Origin of the sequence: Massilia sp. Dwa41.01b (assembly GCF_014171775.1) — a bacterium.
Classification (GTDB): domain Bacteria; phylum Pseudomonadota; class Gammaproteobacteria; order Burkholderiales; family Burkholderiaceae_D; genus Telluria.
On record NZ_CP050454.1, the window covers coordinates 1665770 to 1682886 of the forward strand.

The 17117-nt window shown below is 67.1% G+C and carries 16 protein-coding genes, 4 pseudogenes and 1 riboswitch; of the genes and pseudogenes, 15 read left to right on the forward strand and 5 right to left on the reverse strand.

The features are described 5' to 3' along the window. Positions 1-509: 509 nt before the first annotated feature. A complete protein-coding gene (locus G4G28_RS07585) occupies positions 510-851 on the forward strand; it encodes a hypothetical protein (RefSeq protein ID WP_183108207.1) in 342 nt (113 codons plus the stop codon). Positions 852-1143: 292 nt separating this feature from the next. Continuing rightward, positions 1144-2025: a hypothetical protein gene (locus tag G4G28_RS07590; protein WP_229507933.1), complete on the forward strand. Its 882-nt coding sequence runs from the start codon at positions 1144-1146 to the stop codon at positions 2023-2025. 67 nt (positions 2026-2092) lie between these two features. Here the strand turns inward: G4G28_RS07590 and G4G28_RS07595 are convergent, their stop codons facing one another. Then, on the reverse strand, positions 2093-2344 hold the full coding sequence (locus tag G4G28_RS07595; RefSeq protein WP_182991487.1) for a hypothetical protein: 252 nt from the start codon (positions 2342-2344) through the stop codon (positions 2093-2095). 209 nt (positions 2345-2553) lie between these two features. Here G4G28_RS07595 and ylqF point away from each other — a divergent pair, with 209 nt between their 5' ends. From ylqF to G4G28_RS07635, 8 genes and pseudogenes are all read left to right on the forward strand, one after another. After that, positions 2554-3474: a ribosome biogenesis GTPase YlqF gene (gene ylqF, locus G4G28_RS07600; RefSeq protein WP_229425592.1), complete on the forward strand. Its 921-nt coding sequence runs from the start codon at positions 2554-2556 to the stop codon at positions 3472-3474. Between the two features lie 178 nt (positions 3475-3652). Further along, a riboswitch (cobalamin riboswitch) is annotated at positions 3653-3879 on the forward strand. A 111-nt stretch (positions 3880-3990) separates the two neighbouring features. After that, a pseudogene (locus G4G28_RS25420) lies at positions 3991-4431 on the forward strand (TonB-dependent receptor plug domain-containing protein); the annotation flags it as partial. A 200-nt stretch (positions 4432-4631) separates the two neighbouring features. Then, positions 4632-6008 (forward strand): annotated as a pseudogene (locus G4G28_RS07605) (TonB-dependent receptor domain-containing protein); the annotation flags it as partial. 16 nt (positions 6009-6024) lie between these two features. Beyond that, positions 6025-7050 (forward strand): annotated as a pseudogene (locus tag G4G28_RS25425) (FecCD family ABC transporter permease). Further along, a complete protein-coding gene (locus G4G28_RS07620; protein WP_182991490.1) occupies positions 7047-7865 on the forward strand; it encodes an ABC transporter ATP-binding protein in 819 nt (272 codons plus the stop codon). Before G4G28_RS25425 ends, G4G28_RS07620 begins: the two are co-directional and overlap by 4 nt. Beyond that, positions 7862-8752, forward strand: coding sequence for a cobalamin-binding protein (locus G4G28_RS07625; RefSeq protein WP_308601937.1), 891 nt, complete (start codon positions 7862-7864; stop codon positions 8750-8752). The genes G4G28_RS07620 and G4G28_RS07625 overlap by 4 nt, the downstream gene beginning before the upstream one ends. Positions 8753-8871: 119 nt before the next feature. Continuing rightward, entirely contained in the window at positions 8872-9537 is a 666-nt protein-coding gene (locus G4G28_RS07630; RefSeq protein ID WP_182991491.1) for a thiol:disulfide interchange protein DsbA/DsbL, read from the forward strand. Continuing rightward, a complete protein-coding gene (locus tag G4G28_RS07635) occupies positions 9534-9851 on the forward strand; it encodes a hypothetical protein (protein WP_182991492.1) in 318 nt (105 codons plus the stop codon). Before G4G28_RS07630 ends, G4G28_RS07635 begins: the two co-directional genes overlap by 4 nt. Positions 9852-9877: 26 nt before the next feature. Here G4G28_RS07635 and G4G28_RS07640 read toward each other — a convergent pair whose 3' ends face one another. Continuing rightward, positions 9878-11182 carry an ATP-binding protein gene (locus tag G4G28_RS07640; RefSeq protein WP_183108209.1) on the reverse strand — a complete coding sequence of 435 codons (1305 nt, stop codon included), beginning with the start codon at positions 11180-11182 and terminating at the stop codon, positions 9878-9880. 375 nt (positions 11183-11557) lie between these two features. Here G4G28_RS07640 and G4G28_RS27430 point away from each other — a divergent pair, with 375 nt between their 5' ends. The 5 genes and pseudogenes from G4G28_RS27430 (at position 11558) to blaOXA (ending at position 13948) form a co-directional block, all read left to right on the forward strand. Then, a complete protein-coding gene (locus tag G4G28_RS27430) occupies positions 11558-11989 on the forward strand; it encodes a MipA/OmpV family protein (protein WP_183108210.1) in 432 nt (143 codons plus the stop codon). Positions 11990-12015: 26 nt separating this feature from the next. After that, positions 12016-12159: pseudogene (locus G4G28_RS27435) on the forward strand (MipA/OmpV family protein); the annotation flags it as partial. Positions 12160-12172: 13 nt separating this feature from the next. Continuing rightward, entirely contained in the window at positions 12173-12403 is a 231-nt protein-coding gene (locus G4G28_RS27440; RefSeq protein WP_183108211.1) for a MipA/OmpV family protein, read from the forward strand. Positions 12404-12405: 2 nt separating this feature from the next. After that, positions 12406-13101 carry a hypothetical protein gene (locus G4G28_RS07660; RefSeq protein ID WP_183108212.1) on the forward strand — a complete coding sequence of 232 codons (696 nt, stop codon included), beginning with the start codon at positions 12406-12408 and terminating at the stop codon, positions 13099-13101. A gap of 64 nt (positions 13102-13165) precedes the next feature. Continuing rightward, entirely contained in the window at positions 13166-13948 is a 783-nt protein-coding gene (blaOXA, locus tag G4G28_RS07665) for a class D beta-lactamase (RefSeq protein WP_182991494.1), read from the forward strand. A 25-nt stretch (positions 13949-13973) separates the two neighbouring features. Here the strand turns inward: blaOXA and G4G28_RS07670 are convergent, their stop codons facing one another. From G4G28_RS07670 to xseA, 3 genes are all read right to left on the reverse strand, one after another. Then, positions 13974-14681: a response regulator gene (locus tag G4G28_RS07670; protein WP_275944337.1), complete on the reverse strand. Its 708-nt coding sequence runs from the start codon at positions 14679-14681 to the stop codon at positions 13974-13976. A 183-nt stretch (positions 14682-14864) separates the two neighbouring features. Continuing rightward, on the reverse strand, positions 14865-15443 hold the full coding sequence (locus G4G28_RS07675) for a superoxide dismutase (RefSeq protein WP_182991496.1): 579 nt from the start codon (positions 15441-15443) through the stop codon (positions 14865-14867). 126 nt (positions 15444-15569) lie between these two features. Then, positions 15570-16931, reverse strand: a complete 1362-nt coding sequence (xseA, locus tag G4G28_RS07680; protein ID WP_182991497.1) for an exodeoxyribonuclease VII large subunit — start codon at positions 16929-16931, stop codon at positions 15570-15572. Positions 16932-17117: the final 186 nt, after the last annotated feature.

A 17117-nucleotide genomic window follows, 5' to 3' on the forward strand; every position in this document is an offset into this window, starting at 1 on the left:
CATCCTGCTGCAGACTTCGCAGTCGCGGGTCTACCTGGCGGCCGGGGAATCGGTCTCGTTCTCGCTGCGCGCGGTCGAGCCGGGCGGCAACGGCGTGCCGCTCGTGATCACGCGCGCGCTGGCAGCCGGCATCACGACGGCGGGCGCCCGCCCGACCGCCCAGGTGCCGCTGGCCTTTGCCGACGATGGCGGCGGCGCCGATCCGGTGGCGGGCGACGGTGCTTTTGCCGCCGTGCTGACGCCATCCCAGACGGGCCTGGCGGGCTTTCACGGCACCATCCGCACCGAGGTGCGCTACACGGCCGGCGGCAAGAACGGCGCGCTGATCTTCGACGTGATCCATTCGCCCTCGGTGCCCGCCACCGGGCTGGCCCGCCGCGCGAGGCGATCGAGGACGGTTCGCTGGTCTTCGTGCTGCGTGCCGACGTGCGCCAGCCGGGCGCTATGTCGTCACCGGCCGCATCGACGACGCCCGGGGGCGGCCGTTCGCGCTGGCGACCTTCAACGAGGTGCTGGGTCCGGGGCCGAACGACATCAAGCTGGTCGCCTTCGGCAAGCTGCTCCACGACGGCAAGGCCGCGCTGCCGCTGACGCTGCGCGACGTCGACGGCTACCTGCTGAAGGAAAACGCCGATCCAGACCGCGAACTGATGCCGCGCCTGGAAGGCAAGGTGCTGACCAGCCGCTCGCAAACCCTGAAGGGCATCTCGACTGCCGAATGGACGAGCGAGGAGCGCCAGCGTTACCTGACGGAGTTTGCCAAGGACCGCAAGCTGGCCGGCGAGAACCTGGCGAAGTTCGACCCGGCGCAGCCCTTGCCGGCGAGCGCCTGCGAAACGCCGGCGCGGTAGGACATGCAAGGCATCGGGGCAGGGCCTCGATGCCTTGTACGTTGCCGCTACGGGACAGCTGCGGCGCGGCGGTCGTTGACGGCGCCGGTAGACAGTGCCGACCGGCTCGATATGAGGCTCGCCAGCGTGGTAAATCAACTTCGCCGCCTACACCCGCCACGCCCCGCTGTTCGGTATCCTTCCCCCCACGCCCGGACGCGCGCCGGTTGACGCGCCGTCGTCCCTGTAATGTGATGGCGGCAGCGGTCGGCCAACCGAGGAACCCACCGTCACCACAACAATGGAGGAAGACATGGGACGTCCCGCGCGCATTGCCTTAGTCCTCTGCCTGCCCGGCATGCTTGCCGCCGGCCTGGCTGACGCCACCAACTACACGCTCTGGATCCATGGCCGCAACGGCGGCGGCGCGATCGGCAACTACAACGATTTCGCCTACTTCGGCCCGGCCGCTACGGCTGCCGGCGTCAACAAGAAGGCCGTGAACTGGGATGGCAAGAGCGGCGTGGCCTCGCAAAGCGGCACCATCCGCTCGGCGCTCGACTGCTTCTGCACGGGGAACAACTGGTGCTATGTCGCCGTGCACAGCGCCGGCGACATGCTGATGGGCTACACGCTGGCCAACTATGGCGGCTCGCAGCGTCCGGTCACGAATGCCCAGCCGAACACGGCCGGTGTGTGCGGCGCGGGCGGCGGCACGCAGACCGGCTGGAACATCAAATGGGTGCGGGTCGCGGCGGGTTCCGCCGGCGGCAGCGAGCTGGCCGACATCGGCGCCTGGGCGGTGAGCGACGAGATCGCCCGGCAGCACAAGGTGACCACCGCGCGCGCGCTCTACAACCACAACGACACGCGCAATGTCTGGTTCTACATGTATGCCGGCGCCAGGGGCACGCTGTATTCGTTCGCGCTGCCCGGCCAGGACGACGAAGTGGTGGCCTACCACAGCGCCGGCGCGGCTTCCGGGGGCGGCGGCAGTTCGCTGTGCAACCCGGGCGACTGGTTCTGCAACGACCTGACGCTTGGGTCGGGCCCGAACCAGGGTGGGCGCGCCAAGTGGGCCTTTCACTCGGTGGAGTTTCGCGACGACGGCGAAGACTACGGGCACTACACGGGGCGGACCTGGGGCGGGGTGACGAGCCTGGTGCGGCGCGACATGGAAGCGCTGGCGCGCTAGGGCGGAGGGACGGCTGGCGAGGCTGCCGCGCGCTGGAGCGTTCCAGCGCGCGGCCGACCGCGCCTGCTCAGCCCTCGATCTGGCGCGGCGCGCGTTTGGCCGCGCCGCCGGGCCGCTTGCCGACCACGTAGACGACGTACATCGGCTGCATCTGCTCGATGTCCGGCTGCGCCAGCGCGACATCCTCCGCCATGCCCGGTGCCATGCCTGCACCCGCCGACGGGGCGGCGCGCTGGGACGGTCCGCTCAGGCAGGCTGCCAGGCACAGCGCACCGAAAGCCCCAAAGATCCATACTTCGACGTTGCGCGCGATTCCCATGACGATCTCTCCTCGAACCGGCCACAGCGGCCGTCTCGTCATCGTGCGCGCCGGCCTTCCCTGGGTATTGTCCTGGATCAAGCCAAATTTGTTACGTGTGGAAACATAACGACAGCGCGGCGGGACGCGTAGCGGGCGGCAGCGTAAAATACCGCCTCGTTCGCAGAATTTGAAAGCACAGCATGTCGATACAATGGTTCCCGGGCCACATGAACTCCGCCAAGAAGCAGGCGGAGGAGCAGATGGAGTTCATCGATCTCGTGATCGAGGTGCTCGATGCACGCCTGCCCGAGGCGAGCTGCAACCCGCTGGTCGACCGCATGCGCAAGTTCCGCCAGCGTCCGGTACTCAAGATCCTCAACAAGATCGACCTGGCCGACCCGGTCGCCACCGCCGCCTGGAAAGCCTTCTACGATGCCCAGCCGGGCGTGACGGCCTATCCGATGACGACCAAGCGCCCGGCCGACGTCGCGCGCATCCCGGAGCTGGCCCGTTCGCTGGCGCCGCACCGGGGCGTGCCGACCAAGCCGCTGCGCATCATGATCATGGGCATCCCCAACGTCGGCAAGTCGACCCTGATGAACGCGCTGCTGAAAAAGCGCGTGGCCAAAGTCGGCGACGAACCGGCGGTCACCAAGACCCAGCAGAAGCTCTACCTCGACCAGTTCACCGTGCTGGTCGATACCCCGGGCCTGATGTGGCCGAAGATCGACATGCCGAGCGACGGCCTGATGCTGGCCGCCAGCCATGCCATCGGCACGAATGCCCTGATCGAGGAAGAGGTCGCCTTTTTCCTGGGCGACGTGCTGCTTGAACGCTATCCGCAGCTGCTCACGGCGCGCTACGGCTTCAAGACGGAAGGCCTGGACGGCATCGGCGTGGTCGAGCAGGTGGCGGCGCGCCGCGGTTTCCGTGTGCGCGGCGGCGAGTTCGACGTCGAAAAAGCGGCCCACGTGCTGCTGCACGACTACCGCAGCGGGGCCATCGGCCGCATCAGCCTGGAAACCCCGGACTCCCGCGCCGCGCGCCTGGAGGCGCACCGCATCGAGAAGGAAGAAAAAGCGCGCATCGCCGCCGAGAAGGCTGCCTTGAAGGCCGAAGAGGCCGCCCGCGGCAAGCGCGGCACCTGAGGGGGTGTAGGGTGGGCACTTGTGCCCACGCTGTCTCACCGTTTGCTCAGGACCTAGGGTGGAGTCCCGACTCCACGCGGTTTCCCCGCTGAACAGAGAAACGGTATCGTGCCTCCGACAAGACGCGGCCCACGTGGCAACCGGCGCGCCACCATCCGACCCGAAACCCTTGCCAGGTATATAATCACGCCGTTCTGGTGCCCGCGTGCGCGATCTGCGCGCGCAGTTAAACGGGAAACACGATGCCACCGCGCCCCCGGCGCATGGCCAGGTGTGCTGCCCCCGCAACGGTAATCAAGCGTCGCCCCGGCGACAGACTTCCTCGAACACCACTGTGCCGCGCACAGGAAGGTGAGGCGGTCCGACTTGCAAGCCCGGATACCGGCCAGACAGGTGGACGCGCCCGGCGTGTCTCGTGGTGCCGCCCTGTGCGTCGCGAGGCTTACCGGGCGACGTTCGTGGAGTCCGGCCTGCGGGGACGCAAGCCGGGCGCACCCTTATCGAAGAACCAAGATCATGACTGCTGTTGTTTCGAACAGCGCGCCGGCCAGAACGCCGATCGCGCTGGCCTGCGCCGTTTCCCTTTCCCTGTTTGCCGGCGCCGCCCTGGCCGCCGCCGACGTCCCGGACGCTGCCGCCGAATCCGTCTCCACCGTGCATGTCACCGGTGCCCGCTTCGCCAGCGATCCGGCCCTGACGCCGATCGGCGCCACCGTCATCACGGCCGACGAGATCCGCAATGCCGGCGTCACCGACGTGAATGCCGCCATCCGCAAGATTGGCGGCGTATACGGCCGTCAGAGCTTCGACGGTTCGCCCGACTTCGCGCTCGACCTGCGCGGCTTCGGCACCAACAGCAGCCAGAACATGGTGGTCATGGTCGACGGCGTGCGCATGAACGAGAACGAACTGACTGGCGCCGTGCTGTCGACGATTCCCGTCGATACCGTCGAGCGCATCGAGATCATGCGCGGCGGCAGCAGCGTGCTGTACGGCGAAGGCGCGACCGGCGGCGTCATCAACATCATTACCAAACGCGGCGCCGATGGCGGCTACCACGGCTCGCTCGCCCTCGAGGCCGGCCAGCGCCACAGTTTCGATACGCGCGCCTCGGTGCGCCACGGCGCCGGCCCGCTGTCCTTCGACCTGGCCGCCGCGCGCCGGGCAGCCATAACGACCGCGCCAACAACCAGTTCCTGCAAAAGACCGTCAGCGGCGGCGTCCAGTGGGCGCAGGATGGCACGCGCCTGGGGCTGCGCGCCGAAAGCGCGCGCCAGGATGCGCGTTTCCCCGGTGCGCTCACCCTCCCGGAGTTCGAGCAGGACCCGACCCAGACCCATACGCCGCACGACTTCGGCGACCTCGCAACCGACCGGGTCACCGCCTTTGCCGAGCAGCGCATCGGCAGCGTGGAACTGGCGGCCGAGCTGTCGCATCGCGAGCGCGAAGTCAATTCGCGCTACGAGTACCAGACCGCGTCCGGTCCCACGGTGCTGGAGTCGACCGGCTACACCCGCCAGACCCAGTTCTCGCCGCGCCTGCGCCAGATCGCCCGCTCCGGCACCCTGCTCAACGAAGTCGTCGCCGGCATCGACCTGACCCGCTGGGAGCGCGGCGCCGCCGGCGTGGGCGCAATCAGCATCCGGATGCGCGCGCGCCGTCTACCTGCGCGACGAGCTACGCCTCGAGGGGGTGCGCTGAAGGCGCGCCTGGCGCTGGGCGCGCGCCACGAGAAGTTCGAGAAGGAGGACACGCGTGGCTATGAAGCCGGCAACCCGTTCTCGGGCGCGCCGAACGGCACCCAGTCGCAGAATGCCTGGACCCTGGAAGGCAGCATCGATCCGATCGCGGGTGTGACCCTGCACGCGAAAGCGGGGCAGAGCTACCGCGTGCCGAACGCCGACGAAAACGCTTACCGCTCGAGCGACGGCCTGCTGGACGTGCAAACTTCGCGCGACCTGGAAATCGGCATCAGCGCCGGCAGCACGGCACGTGGCGTCTCCGCACGCGTGTTCCGCCACCGCCTGCGCAACGAGATCTTCTTCGATCCGACCCTCGCCGGCGGCTGGGGCGCGAACACCAACCTCGACCCGACCCGGCGCCGGGGCGTCGAAGTGGACGGCCACGCGGATCTGGGCGCGGACCTGCGCCTGACCGGCCACTGGCAGCACGTCCAGGCAGAGTTCACCGAGGGCCCGAACGCTGGCCGCGGCATGGTGCTGGTGCCGAAGAACGTGCTGACCGCGCGCCTGACCTGGCTGCCGGCCGGCGGCGGCCACAGCGCCGACATCGGCGCCCAGTACGTCTCGACCCAGCGCTACGGCAACGACTTCAGCAACGATTGCGGCGCGCGCATTCCGTCCTATACGACGTTTGATGCCCGCTACGCCTACCGCGTCGGCCCATGGGAATTCGCACTCGCCGGCCAGAACCTGGCGGACCGCGACTACTTCAGCCAGGCCTATGGCTGCCGCAGCGGCATCTATCCGGGCAATGGCCGCCTGCTGAAGCTGTCGGCACGCTACGACTTCTGATGTCGTGAGCACCGCCATCGCCAACCCGTCGCCTGCGCGCCGGCACGCCACGCTGGCGCTGCTGGCCGCATGCGCGCTGGCGGCGCTGGCGGGCGCGGGACTGGCAGGCTCGGTGGCCGTGCCGCTGGCTGATTTTCCATCCGCCCTGGCCAGCCTGGTGCGGGGCGAGCCAGGCGGCATGGCGGCGACCCTGCTCGACCTGCGCCTGGGCCGCGCCAGCGGCGCTTTCGTGACCGGCGCGGCGCTGGCGCTGGCCGGCGTGATGATGCAGGCGCTGGTCAGGAATCCCTGGCCGACCCCTACGTGCTGGGCGTGTCGGCCGGCGCCGCCGTTGGCGCCCTGGCCGCGCTGCTGTTCGGCGCCGCGCTGTGGGCGGTCGACCTGGGCGCGCTGGCCGGCGCGGTGGCGGTCTCGCTGCTGCTGTACCTGCTGGCGCGGCGCGACCTGGCCGGTGGGCGCGGGGGCGTGCGCACGGGCGAGTCCAGCACCTTGCTGCTCACCGGCGTGCTGCTGGCCTCGGCGTGCATGGCCCTGTCACCCTGATGCTGTCGGTCGCGCCCGAGTCGCGCCTGCGCGGCATGGTGTTCTGGATGATCGGCGACCTGGCCGGCACCTCGTGGCGGGCGCTGCCCTGGATCGTACTGGGCGGCGCGCTGCTGCTGGCGCTGCGCCGTGCCCGCGACCTGAATGTCATGGCCCTGCATGCCGATGCCGCCGTCACGCTCGGTGTCGATGTGACCGCCCAGCGCCGCTTTCTCTTCATCTGTTCCGGCCTGCTGACGGCCTGCGCCGTCACCACCGGGGCAGCATCGGCTTCGTCGGCCTGGTGGTGCCGCACGCCTGCCGCCATGCCTTCGGACCCGACCACCGCATGCTGCTGCCGGCGGCAAGCCTGGCTGGCGGCGGCTTCCTGGTGCTGGCCGATACGCTGGCGCGCACCGTGCTGGCACCGCAGCAGCTGCCGGTCGGCGTGCTCACCTCGCTGATCGGCGTACCGGTCTTCCTGTTCCAGTTGCATCAACTTCACCTGCGCCGCCCATGATCGAGACCCGCAACCTCCTCCTGCGCGCCGACGGCCGCGTCCTGCTCGAGCGCCTGGACTGGCGCGTCGATCCCGGCCAGAGCTGGTGCGTGATCGGCCCCAACGGCGCCGGCAAGAGCACCTTGCTGCGCACGCTCGCCGGCCTGCGCACGCCCGACGCTGGCCAGGTGGTGCTGGCCGGCCGGCCACTGCCCGACTGGCCGCTGACGGCGCTGGCGCGCGAGCGTGCCTACCTGGCGCAGTCGCGCGGCGACGCTTTTGCCTACCGCGTCATCGAGACGGTCCTGATGGCGCGCCACCCCTATCACGCCGACCGCTACTGGGAAGGCAGCGACGACCATGCCGCCGCCGAGCGCGCACTGCGTACCCTCGACGTGCTGCACCTGGCCCAGCGCGACGTGCGCACGCTGTCGGGCGGCGAGCGCCAGCGCGTGGCGATCGCCGCGCTGCTGGCCCAGGACACGCCGCTGCTGCTGCTCGACGAGCCGGCCAATGCGCTCGACCTGGCGCACCAGGTGGCGATGACGGACCTGCTGGCGCGCCTCTGCCGCGACGAGGGCAGGGCGGTGGTCAGCGTCGGCCACGACCTGAACCTGGCCTGGAGCGGCGCGACGCATGCGCTGCTGCTGTTGAAGGACGGCGCCTGGCGCGCCGGGCCTGTCGCCGAGGTGATGCGCGCCGATTTGCTGAGCGACTGCCTCGGCCATCCGATCGCCGCCATCCACCATGGCGGACGCACCATCTTCCTGCCCGACGATACGCCGGTGCCGGTGCCTGCGAAGCTGCCTGGCCTGGCGGCGCGGAGGGCGCAGTGAAAATCTCGCTCATGCTCGCAGCCGTGCTGGCGCTCAGCGCGAACCTGGCCGCGGCCGCCATCAGCGTCGTCGACGATACGGGCCGCCCGCGTCTGCTGGCGCGCCCGGCCGCGCGCGTGATCTCGATGGCCCCGCACGTGACCGAACTGGTGTTCGCGGCCGGCGGCGGCGCGCGCATCGTCGGCGCCATGAACCATAGCGACTATCCGGCGCAGGCACGCCGCATCCCGCTCGTCGGCTCGAACAGCCAGATCGACCTGGAACGCGTAGTCGCCCTGAAACCCGACCTGCTGATCGTCTGGCAAAGCGGGAACACCGCGCGCCAGATCGCCCAGCTGCAGGGCCTGGGCATCCCCGTGTTCTACAGCGAGCCGCGCAGCTTCGATGCGGTGGAAAGCAGCCTGCGGCGCTTCGGCCAATTGCTCGGCACGGAGGAACGGGCGGGAGCGGCTGCCGCGCGCTTTCATGCGGAAGTGGCCGGCCTGCGCAGCCGCCATGCGGGACGCCCGCCGGTGACCGTGTTCTACCAGGCCTGGGACGCGCCGCTCTACACGCTCAACGGCGAGCACATCGCCAGCGAGGCGATCCGGCTCTGCGGCGGTCGTAACATCTTTGCCGACCTGAAGACGATCGCGCCCCAGGTCGAGCTCGAGGCGGTGGTGGCGAGTGATCCGGAAGCGATCGTCGGCGGCAAGCGCTATACGCCCCAGGACCGCGGCCTGTCGATCTGGTCGCCTTATCGCGGCATGACGGCGGTACGGCGCGACAACCTGTTCACGCTCGACGAGGAGCTGCTGACCCGGCCCGGGCCGCGCGTGGTCGAGGGGCCGCGGCCCTGTGCGCGCGCCTGGAGACGGCGCGTGCACGCCGCCGCGCGGCCCTTGTAGGCGGTAAGCGCGCGTTACACCCGTAAGCAAATGCAAAAATGCGCCCGTTTGCCCTAGCCGAGGGCAAAAAAGTGGTAATCTCGCGGTCGTTTTCTCCCTATTTCACCAGAAGGATATTTATGCGCCGCTCCCTGCGTTTCGCCCTTGTCGCCGCCAGCCTGGTCGCCAGCACCGCTTTCGCCACGCCAACCAATCCGCAGAACGGGGTGGAATACACGACGCTGTCGACGCCACAGCCGGTGCAGGCCGTGGGCAAGAAGGTCGAAGTGATCGAATTCTTCGCCTACCACTGCCCGGCATGCTACGCATTGGAACCTGGCTTGAACGAATGGATCAAAAAGAATGCGAATAGCGTCAACCTGCGCCGCATCCACCTGCCGTTCCAGGGCCCGGCCGATCCGGAAGCGCACCTGTTCCTGACGCTCGAAGCAATGGGCAAGGAAGCTGAAATGCATCCGAAGATCCTCAACGCCGTCCACGTCCAGCGCGTGCGCCTGATGAAGGACGAGCAGATCATCGACTGGGTTGCGAAGAACGGCATCGACCGCGCGAAATTCCTGGAAACCTGGAACTCGTTCGGCGTGATGACGAAACTGCGCCGCCTGCCGCAAGCCAGCACCAACTACCAGGTGAGCGGCACGCCGACGCTGATCGTCGACGGCAAGTACCAGACTTCCCCTGGCCAGGTCGCGGAAAAGCTGAAGATCACCGACCGCAACCAGCTGATGCAGGCCCACTTCCAGGTCCTCGATGCACTCGTTGCGAAGGCAGCCAAGACGAAATGAGTGATTCAGAACGCAAGGTCCTCGAAATGTACGAGGGCTCGCGCCCCCGGGAAGAGGACTTGTTCGAGACCAGCCACGTGAACCACGTGGCCTGGTCGCTTGTCGTCATCTTCGCCGGCATCGCCATCTGGCTCTGCATTGCGCTCGTCAATGCCGAAAACCAGCGTTATGCCCTGATGACGAACAAATGTCCGGATCCCGTGTTCAAGGGCGGCGTCGACAAGGCCTGCCTGTACACGGTGCGCTCGCGGGACCACTGGTGGGAACACCTCTGGTACGGCTTCACCCACGTCAAGCCCGAGACGGGAAAGTAAGCGGGAAACAAGAAGCGCCGCGGGCCTCAGCCCTGCGGCAGCGTCACGACGAAGCGGGCGCCGCCGAGCGGCGAGGCCTCCACCGCCAGCGTTCCCCCATGCAGCAGCACGGCCTTGCGGGCGATCGACAGGCCCAGGCCGAAGCCGCCGGTCGCGCGGTCGCGGCTGCGGTCGAGCCGGTAGAAGGGCTCGAAGATGCGTTCGCGCTCGTCCTCCGGAATGCCCGGCCCGTCGTCCTCCACGGCGATCGTGATGCGGCTGCCGTCGCTGCGCGCCGACAGGCGGATGTCCTGCGCCGCATATTTCTGTGCATTCCTCAGCAAATTCGACAGCGCGCGTTTCAGGAGGCGCGGATCGGCCTTCACGCGCCCCAGCCCGTCGGGGCAGTCGAGCGCCAGGCGCTGTGCTCCCGGCGGCAGGCCGCTCTCGACCGTACGTAGCAGCACGCCGAGATCGACACTCTGCATCGGCAGGGCCTGTTCGCTGTCGAGGCGCGCCATCCCGAGCAGCTCGTTGACCAGGCTGTTCAGTTCAGTCACGTCGCCCTCCATCGCCGCGATGCGCGCGCGCAGGGCAGGGTCGTCCGCCCTGTCGTGCAGTAGTTCGAGTGCGAATTCCAGGCGCGCGATCGGCGTGCGCAGTTCGTGCGAGACCGAATGCAGCAGGTTCTTCTGCGACACGAGCAGCTGCTCGATGCGGTCGGCCATCAGGTCGATGCGTTCGGCCAGCGGATAGATGCTGCGCGAGGAGCGCATGCGCGCACGCGCCGACAGCTTGCCGGCGCCAAATTCGTCGGCCACGCGCGACAGCGTCTGCAAGCCCTGCCAGTGCGCGCGCGACCACAGCGCGATGGGCGCGAGCAGCGCCAGCGCGACGATCACGTAGCGCACCGCCTCCATCTGCAGCGCCAGGCCGATGTCGATCGGCAGGTTGCGCGCATGGATCACCTCGTCGTCGCTGCCGATATAGCGTTCGCCGGTGAGGTCGACGCGCCGGTAGAAGGACTTGTTCCCGACGTCGAGTACGACTTCGCCGCGCTCGAGCGCACCCAGGCTGGTCGCGGGCAGGAAGGTGCGCGCCCGTGCCAGCGTCACGAGGTCGTAGCGGGTATCGGAGACTTCGCGCGCCCGGTTCAGGCGGGTGAGCCATTCGTCGGTGGGCGCGGCGTCGACATATTGTTCGATCAGGAAGATCTGGGCCGAGGCCTGGCGCCGGGCGATGTCTTCCAGCGGGTCGCCGAACAGGCGGCTCATCGTGAAGTAAATGACGAAGGTCGCCGCCGTGATCGATAACATCACCAGCATGAAAAAGCGGAAGAAAATCCGGTTCACCCGTTGTTCTCCACCCGGCGCCTGCCTGTTGTGCGTTTTACCAACATCATTTTTCTCCCGCCGACATTGTATCGGAGCAAACAGCGAACCGGGCTTTTACAAATTCACGACAATTGGCCGACATTTGATGCGGGATTAATAATTTCCCGCTGGGTAACATCAACGCAGATCAGGTTTTCCGTTTGCCCACCTGACATGCGAGTGTCGGTGGGCTTTTTTATTCCGGTCGCCGCCCAGCGGCGTGCGGCCAGCCGAAGCGCCACGAGGCCTGCCCTCCGCGCCATTGTTGCGTCAAGTGCTGGGGAGCAAGGATATGTTGGAGCTGGGCTTGCCTCAACGTAAAATAATGGCACCTGCGTTTTTGCGATCCCACCCATGACCAAGCTTTTCGCCCTGGCCCTTGCAGCTGTAGCGAACACTGCCGCTGCACAGACGCCGGCGACCAATCCGATGCCTGACGGCAGCCGCGACATGTATGTCGGGCTGGGCGTCGTGTCGGCCCCGCGCTACGAAGGCGCGCGCACGAGCGAGCGCCACGCACTGCCGGTGCTGCAGGTCCAGTGGAGCAATGGCGTCTTCGTGTCGGGCATGGGTGCCGGCATGCACCTGTCGCGCGCGCCCCAGGTCGAGTACGGACCGCTGATCGAAGTCCAGCCGCGTCGTGACGAGTCGGGGCGAAGCGGCGAGATCGGCTCCGCCACCGACACCCGCATCAGCATCATCAAGCTGCCGCCCACCACCCCCGAGAACCGCCTGGAAGGCATGGCGCCGGTCCACGCACGCGCCTGCAGGCCGGCGGCTTCCTGAACATCTATCTGGCGCCCGACTGGCGCCTGACCAGCAGCATGCTGTACGGCGCCGGCAACGCGCGCAACGGCGCCAGGCTCGATCTCGGCGTGCAGCGCCTGGCGACGACCATCGGCGACGCCCACCGCATCACGCTGTCGGCTGGGCTGGCGATCGCCAACCGCAGCTATAACCAGGCCTTCTTTGGCGTCGACGAGGCCGATTCCCGCGCCAGCGGCAATCCCATGTTCGCGGCCGGCGGCGACGCGGAAGGATGCGCGCCTGGCCGCCCGCTGGAACTGGGCGTGGTCGCCGTCCTGGATGCTCACGTCCAGCGTCCAGGCCACGCACCTGCTGGGAAGTCCGCGCCACAGCCCGCTCGTCGAGCGGCCGACCAACCTGACGGTTTCCACCGCCATCGCCTACCGGTTCTGACGATGCCACTGGCCCGCCACCTCTCCATCTGCGTCCTGTCGCTATGCGCCACGTCCGCCAGCGCGCAATTGCGTGCCGGGGAATGGGTCAGCTATCGCGATGCCTACCGCGCCATGGTGGTATTCGAAAAGTACGGCGGCGCCAAGAACTACCTGCAGAGCCAGCTCCAGGTCGCCCCCCAGGACAGGTCGGTCTCCTTCGACGGCCTGCAATTGACCCTGGCCGGCAAGACCAACCAGGTCAACCTGCCGCTCGACCCACTTGGACGCGCCGCTTTCCCCCTGCTCAAAGCGGCCTACGACGAGAACGTCGCCTTGCTGCTGAGCCGCAAGATCGGCAGCTTCACCGTGCGCCCGCGCGTATCGATCGCGCTCCAGGCCGACGGTTTGTATGAAGACAGCGAGCTGCGCGCCGCCTGCGAGCAGGCACTGGGCTTCGCCCGCTACGGCGACGGCTCGCTGCGCAGCCGCCAGTGCGGCGGCGTGCGCTTCGTGTTCGCCAAGCGGGCAGGGGAGGCCGGCGTGCGCCTGCATCGCCAGGACGGCAGCGACAGCGCGCTACCCGTCGTGTCCGGCACGGCCTTCGGCGGCGATGGCGACGACGGCTTCCCGACGGTGCTCTATCGTTTCAACGGCGCGGAGCGGGGCCAGTTGGTCACGGCCAATCCACCGCTGGCGATCGTGCCGGTCTTCGACTAAAAGCTCCCCGCACCGAAGGCAGGCGCCCTGTAGAATTGTTGCCTGACAATTTCATGGAGCCCCAATGCGCCGTTTCCTCCTGCCCCTGCTGTTATCCGCCTGCACGCTGACCCAGGCGGCCGAATGGAAGGACAGTCCGCAAGTCGCGCGCCTGTTCGCCCAGGAAGGCGTCAAGGGAACCTTCATCGTCCACGACGTCGCCGCCGACAGCTACACAGTGCATGACCGCCAGCGTGCGCAAACGCGCTACATTCCTGCCTCGACCTTCAAGATCGCCAACAGCCTGATCGGGTTGTCCACAAGCGTGGTGGCGAATGTCGACACGGTACTGCCCTATGGCAGCGGGCCAACGCGGCGGCCGGAATGGGCGCACGACATGTCGCTGCGCGATGCGATCAGGATATCGAACGTGCCGGTCTACCAGGGCATGGCGCGCCGCATTGGCCTCGAGCGCATGCGTGCGGGCCTGCGCACCCTCGAATACGGCAACATGGATCCGGGGCAAAGCGTCGACACCTTCTGGCTGGACGGCCCGCTGGCGATCAGCGCCCAGGAGCAGACGGTCTTCCTCGACAGGCTGGCGCAGGATAAGCTGGCCGTGCCGAAGGAAGCGATGGCCGCGGTGCGCTACATCCTGCGCCAGGAGGGCAGGGAAGAACTCTATGCCAAGACCGGCTGGGGTTCGCCGCCAGGCGCCACGGTCGACATCGGCTGGTGGGTCGGCTGGGTGAAAAAGGACGGCAAGCTCTACACCTTTGCCCTGAACGTCGACATTCCGGACAACGAGACTGGCGCCAAGCGGGTATCGCTGGGCAAGGCCGCATTGACGGCGCTTGGCTTGCTTTGAATTAGCGCGCCTGACAGAACCGCTCTCAGTTCCAGGCCGAGGGCGAGAACAGGTAGCCCTCGCCCCAGACCGTCTTGATCTTCTCCGACTTGGTGTCGTCGAACTTGCGGCGCAATTTCGAGATGCAGTTGTCGATGCTGCGATCTAACCCGTCGAACTCGATGCCGCGCATTTTCTTCAGCAATTCGTCGCGCGAGAGCACCCGTCCGGCCGCCTCGGCCAGCACCAGCAGCAGCTTGTATTCGGTATTGCTCAGCACACAGAGTTCGTCGCGCCAGTAGACGGTGCGGTCGCTGCCGACGATGCGCAGGGCGCCGAATTGTAGCTCGCCCGCGTCGGGCGCAGCCTTGCCGCCGCTGTTGGCGCCGCTGTTGCTTGTCCTGCGCAGCAGGGCACGCAAACGCGCCAGCAGCACGCGCGGCTGCACCGGCTTGTTGACGAAGTCGTCCGCGCCCTGTTCCAGGCCCGAGACCTCGTCGTAGGAGTCCTCGCGCGCGGTGAGGATCAGGATCGGCACCGGCGAGATCGCGCGGATCTGGCGGCAGACCACCATGCCGTCCAGGCCCGGCAGCATCAGGTCGAGCACCACCACGTCCGGCATGAAGGCCTGGAAGCGCGACAGAGCTTCGTCGCCGCGGGTGACGAGCTCGACGGTGAACTCGTAGTTGGACAGATATTCGGTAACGAGCTCGGCCAGGCGCGCATCGTCTTCCACCAGTAATACTCGGTACATGTGTTTCTCCTCGCTCGACATTCTATAAGAGCAATAGTCGTAAAACACATTTCCTACATAATGGAGACAAGCGGATACAGTTTCGGGACAGTCGGCATATTTCGCAGCCCGATTCCTCATCCCGTTCCGTCATGGGACGAAAAAAAATCCGCCGCAGCGGATTTTTTACACGGCAGCCGAAACTCAGGCCATGTTGCCGTTCACGAATTCCCAGTTGACCAGGTTCCACCACGATTCCACGAACTTGGCGCGGGCGTTGCGGTAGTCGATGTAGTAGGCGTGTTCCCAGACGTCGCAGGTCAGGAGGGCCTTGTCGTCGGAAGCCAGCGGGGTGTGCGCGTTCGAGGTGTTGACGATGTCGACGCCGCCGTCGGCCTTCTGCACCAGCCAGGTCCAGCCCGAACCGAAGTTGCCGACCGCCGACTTCGAGAACTCTTCCTTGAACTTGTCGAACGAACCCCACTTGGCGTTGATCGCGTCCGCTACTTTGCCGGTCGGGGCGCCGCCACCGTTCGGGGTCATGCAGTTCCAGAAGAAGGTGTGGTTCCAGACCTGGGCCGAATTGTTGAAGATGCCGCCCGAGGACTTCTTGACGATTTCTTCCAGGGACATGTTCTCGAACTCAGTGCCCTTGATCAGGTTGTTCAGGTTGGTCACATAGCCAGCATGGTGCTTGCCATAGTGAAATTCCAGGGTCTCGGCGGAGATATGCGGCTGGAGGGCGTCTTTCGCGTACGGCAGCGGTGGCAGAGTATGTTCCATGTCTTATTCCTCTAATTGGTTGGAAACGGTGAACGATTCGTCCGAAACGGCGCATATTCTAAACCGGATGGCCTGATGTTGCATGTTTGCTCCCGAAACCACGGTTTCGCCCGACCGGCGAGGCCTTTATTCGAGTCTTGCCTGCACGCTCGATACCTTCACTTCGGCGCTGCCCTCGGCCAGGCGCATCGTCAGTACCTGACGTGCCTTTATCTGCCCCGGCGAGCGCAGCGCCTGGCCCTCGGCATTGCTGACGATGGCATAGCCGCGCTCGAGCGTGCGCTGCGGGTTCAGCAGTTCCAGCTGCGATGCCAGCGCCGTCAAGGCATCGCGCCGTTGTTTGACCAGGCTGCACACGCTCCCGTTCAGGTGACGCTGTTCCGAGGCCAGCTGGGCACGCAGCGTGCGCAGGTCCGGGCGGTGCCGCGCCCAGCGCTGCTGCAGCTGGGCCAGCAGCACGCCGCCGCGGTGCAATGGCATGCGCACGCCATGGGTGAGGGCACCCGCCATGCTGCGCAATTTGAGGCGCTGGTGCGCGATCTGGGCTGTCGGGCTGAGCAGGCGCCGGCTGAGGTTATCCAGGCCCTGGCTCGCCTCCGACAGCGTGCGCCGCATCGCACGGCGCAGGTCGGTGGCATCCGCCGCAAGCGAGGCCATCCAGTCGTCGCGCGGAGTGGCGGCCAGCTCGGCAGCGGCCGTCGGCGTGGCGGCGCGCAGGTCGGCGGCGAAGTCGGCAATGGTGACGTCGGTTTCGTGGCCGACGCCTGAAATGACGGGGATGCCGCAGGCGGCGATCGCCCGTGCCACGCATTCCTCGTTGAAGGACCACAGGTCTTCGATCGAGCCGCCGCCGCGGCAAACCAGCAGCACGTCGACCTCGGCGCGGCGCGAAGCGGTCATGATGGCCTCGGCGATCTTGTCGGCCGCAAACTGCCCTTGGACGGGCGCCGGATACAGCACGATGTTCACGTGCGGCGCGCGCCGTTTGAGGGCCGTCAGGATATCGCGCAGCGCGGCCGCCTGCGGACTGGTAACGATGCCGATGCTGCGCGTGAACAGGGGCAGTGGGCGCTTGCGTTCGGGCGCGAACAGTCCTTGGGCCGCCAGCTTTTCCTTCAGGCGCAGGAAGGCTTCATAGAGCTGGCCGACCCCGGCGCGGCGGATCGCCTCGACATTGATCTGGTAGTCGCCTCTGGCGCCGTATAGCGTGACGAGGGCGCGCACCTCGACCTTGTCGCCTTCGCGCGGGACGAAGCCGGCATATTGGGCGCGGCTGCGGAACATGACGGAGCGCACCTGGGCGGCGTCGTCCTTCAGCGTGAAATACCAGTGGCCGGAGGCGGCGCGCGTGAAGTTCGAGATTTCCCCACCGATCCACACCAGCGGGAAGCTGCGCTCGAGCAGGCGCGCCACCTGCGCATTCAAGGCGGTGACGCTGAGGACGGCGGGTGCCGCATAGGCGGCGTCGGAAGTCGAATCGTTGAGCATGATCGTAGCGGATGGAAGAAGCCGAGCGATGAGCTTATGGCATATCCGTGGCGGATAAACAAGGGTTTTCTATCGCGCGGCGCCACGCGGGTGGCATCGCCTTTTTTGCTGGCAGCCCAGGGTGATCTGTTTTAAATCAAACACTTGCAAGGTGGTAAGGGCACTTGGGCACAATGTTATCCACAA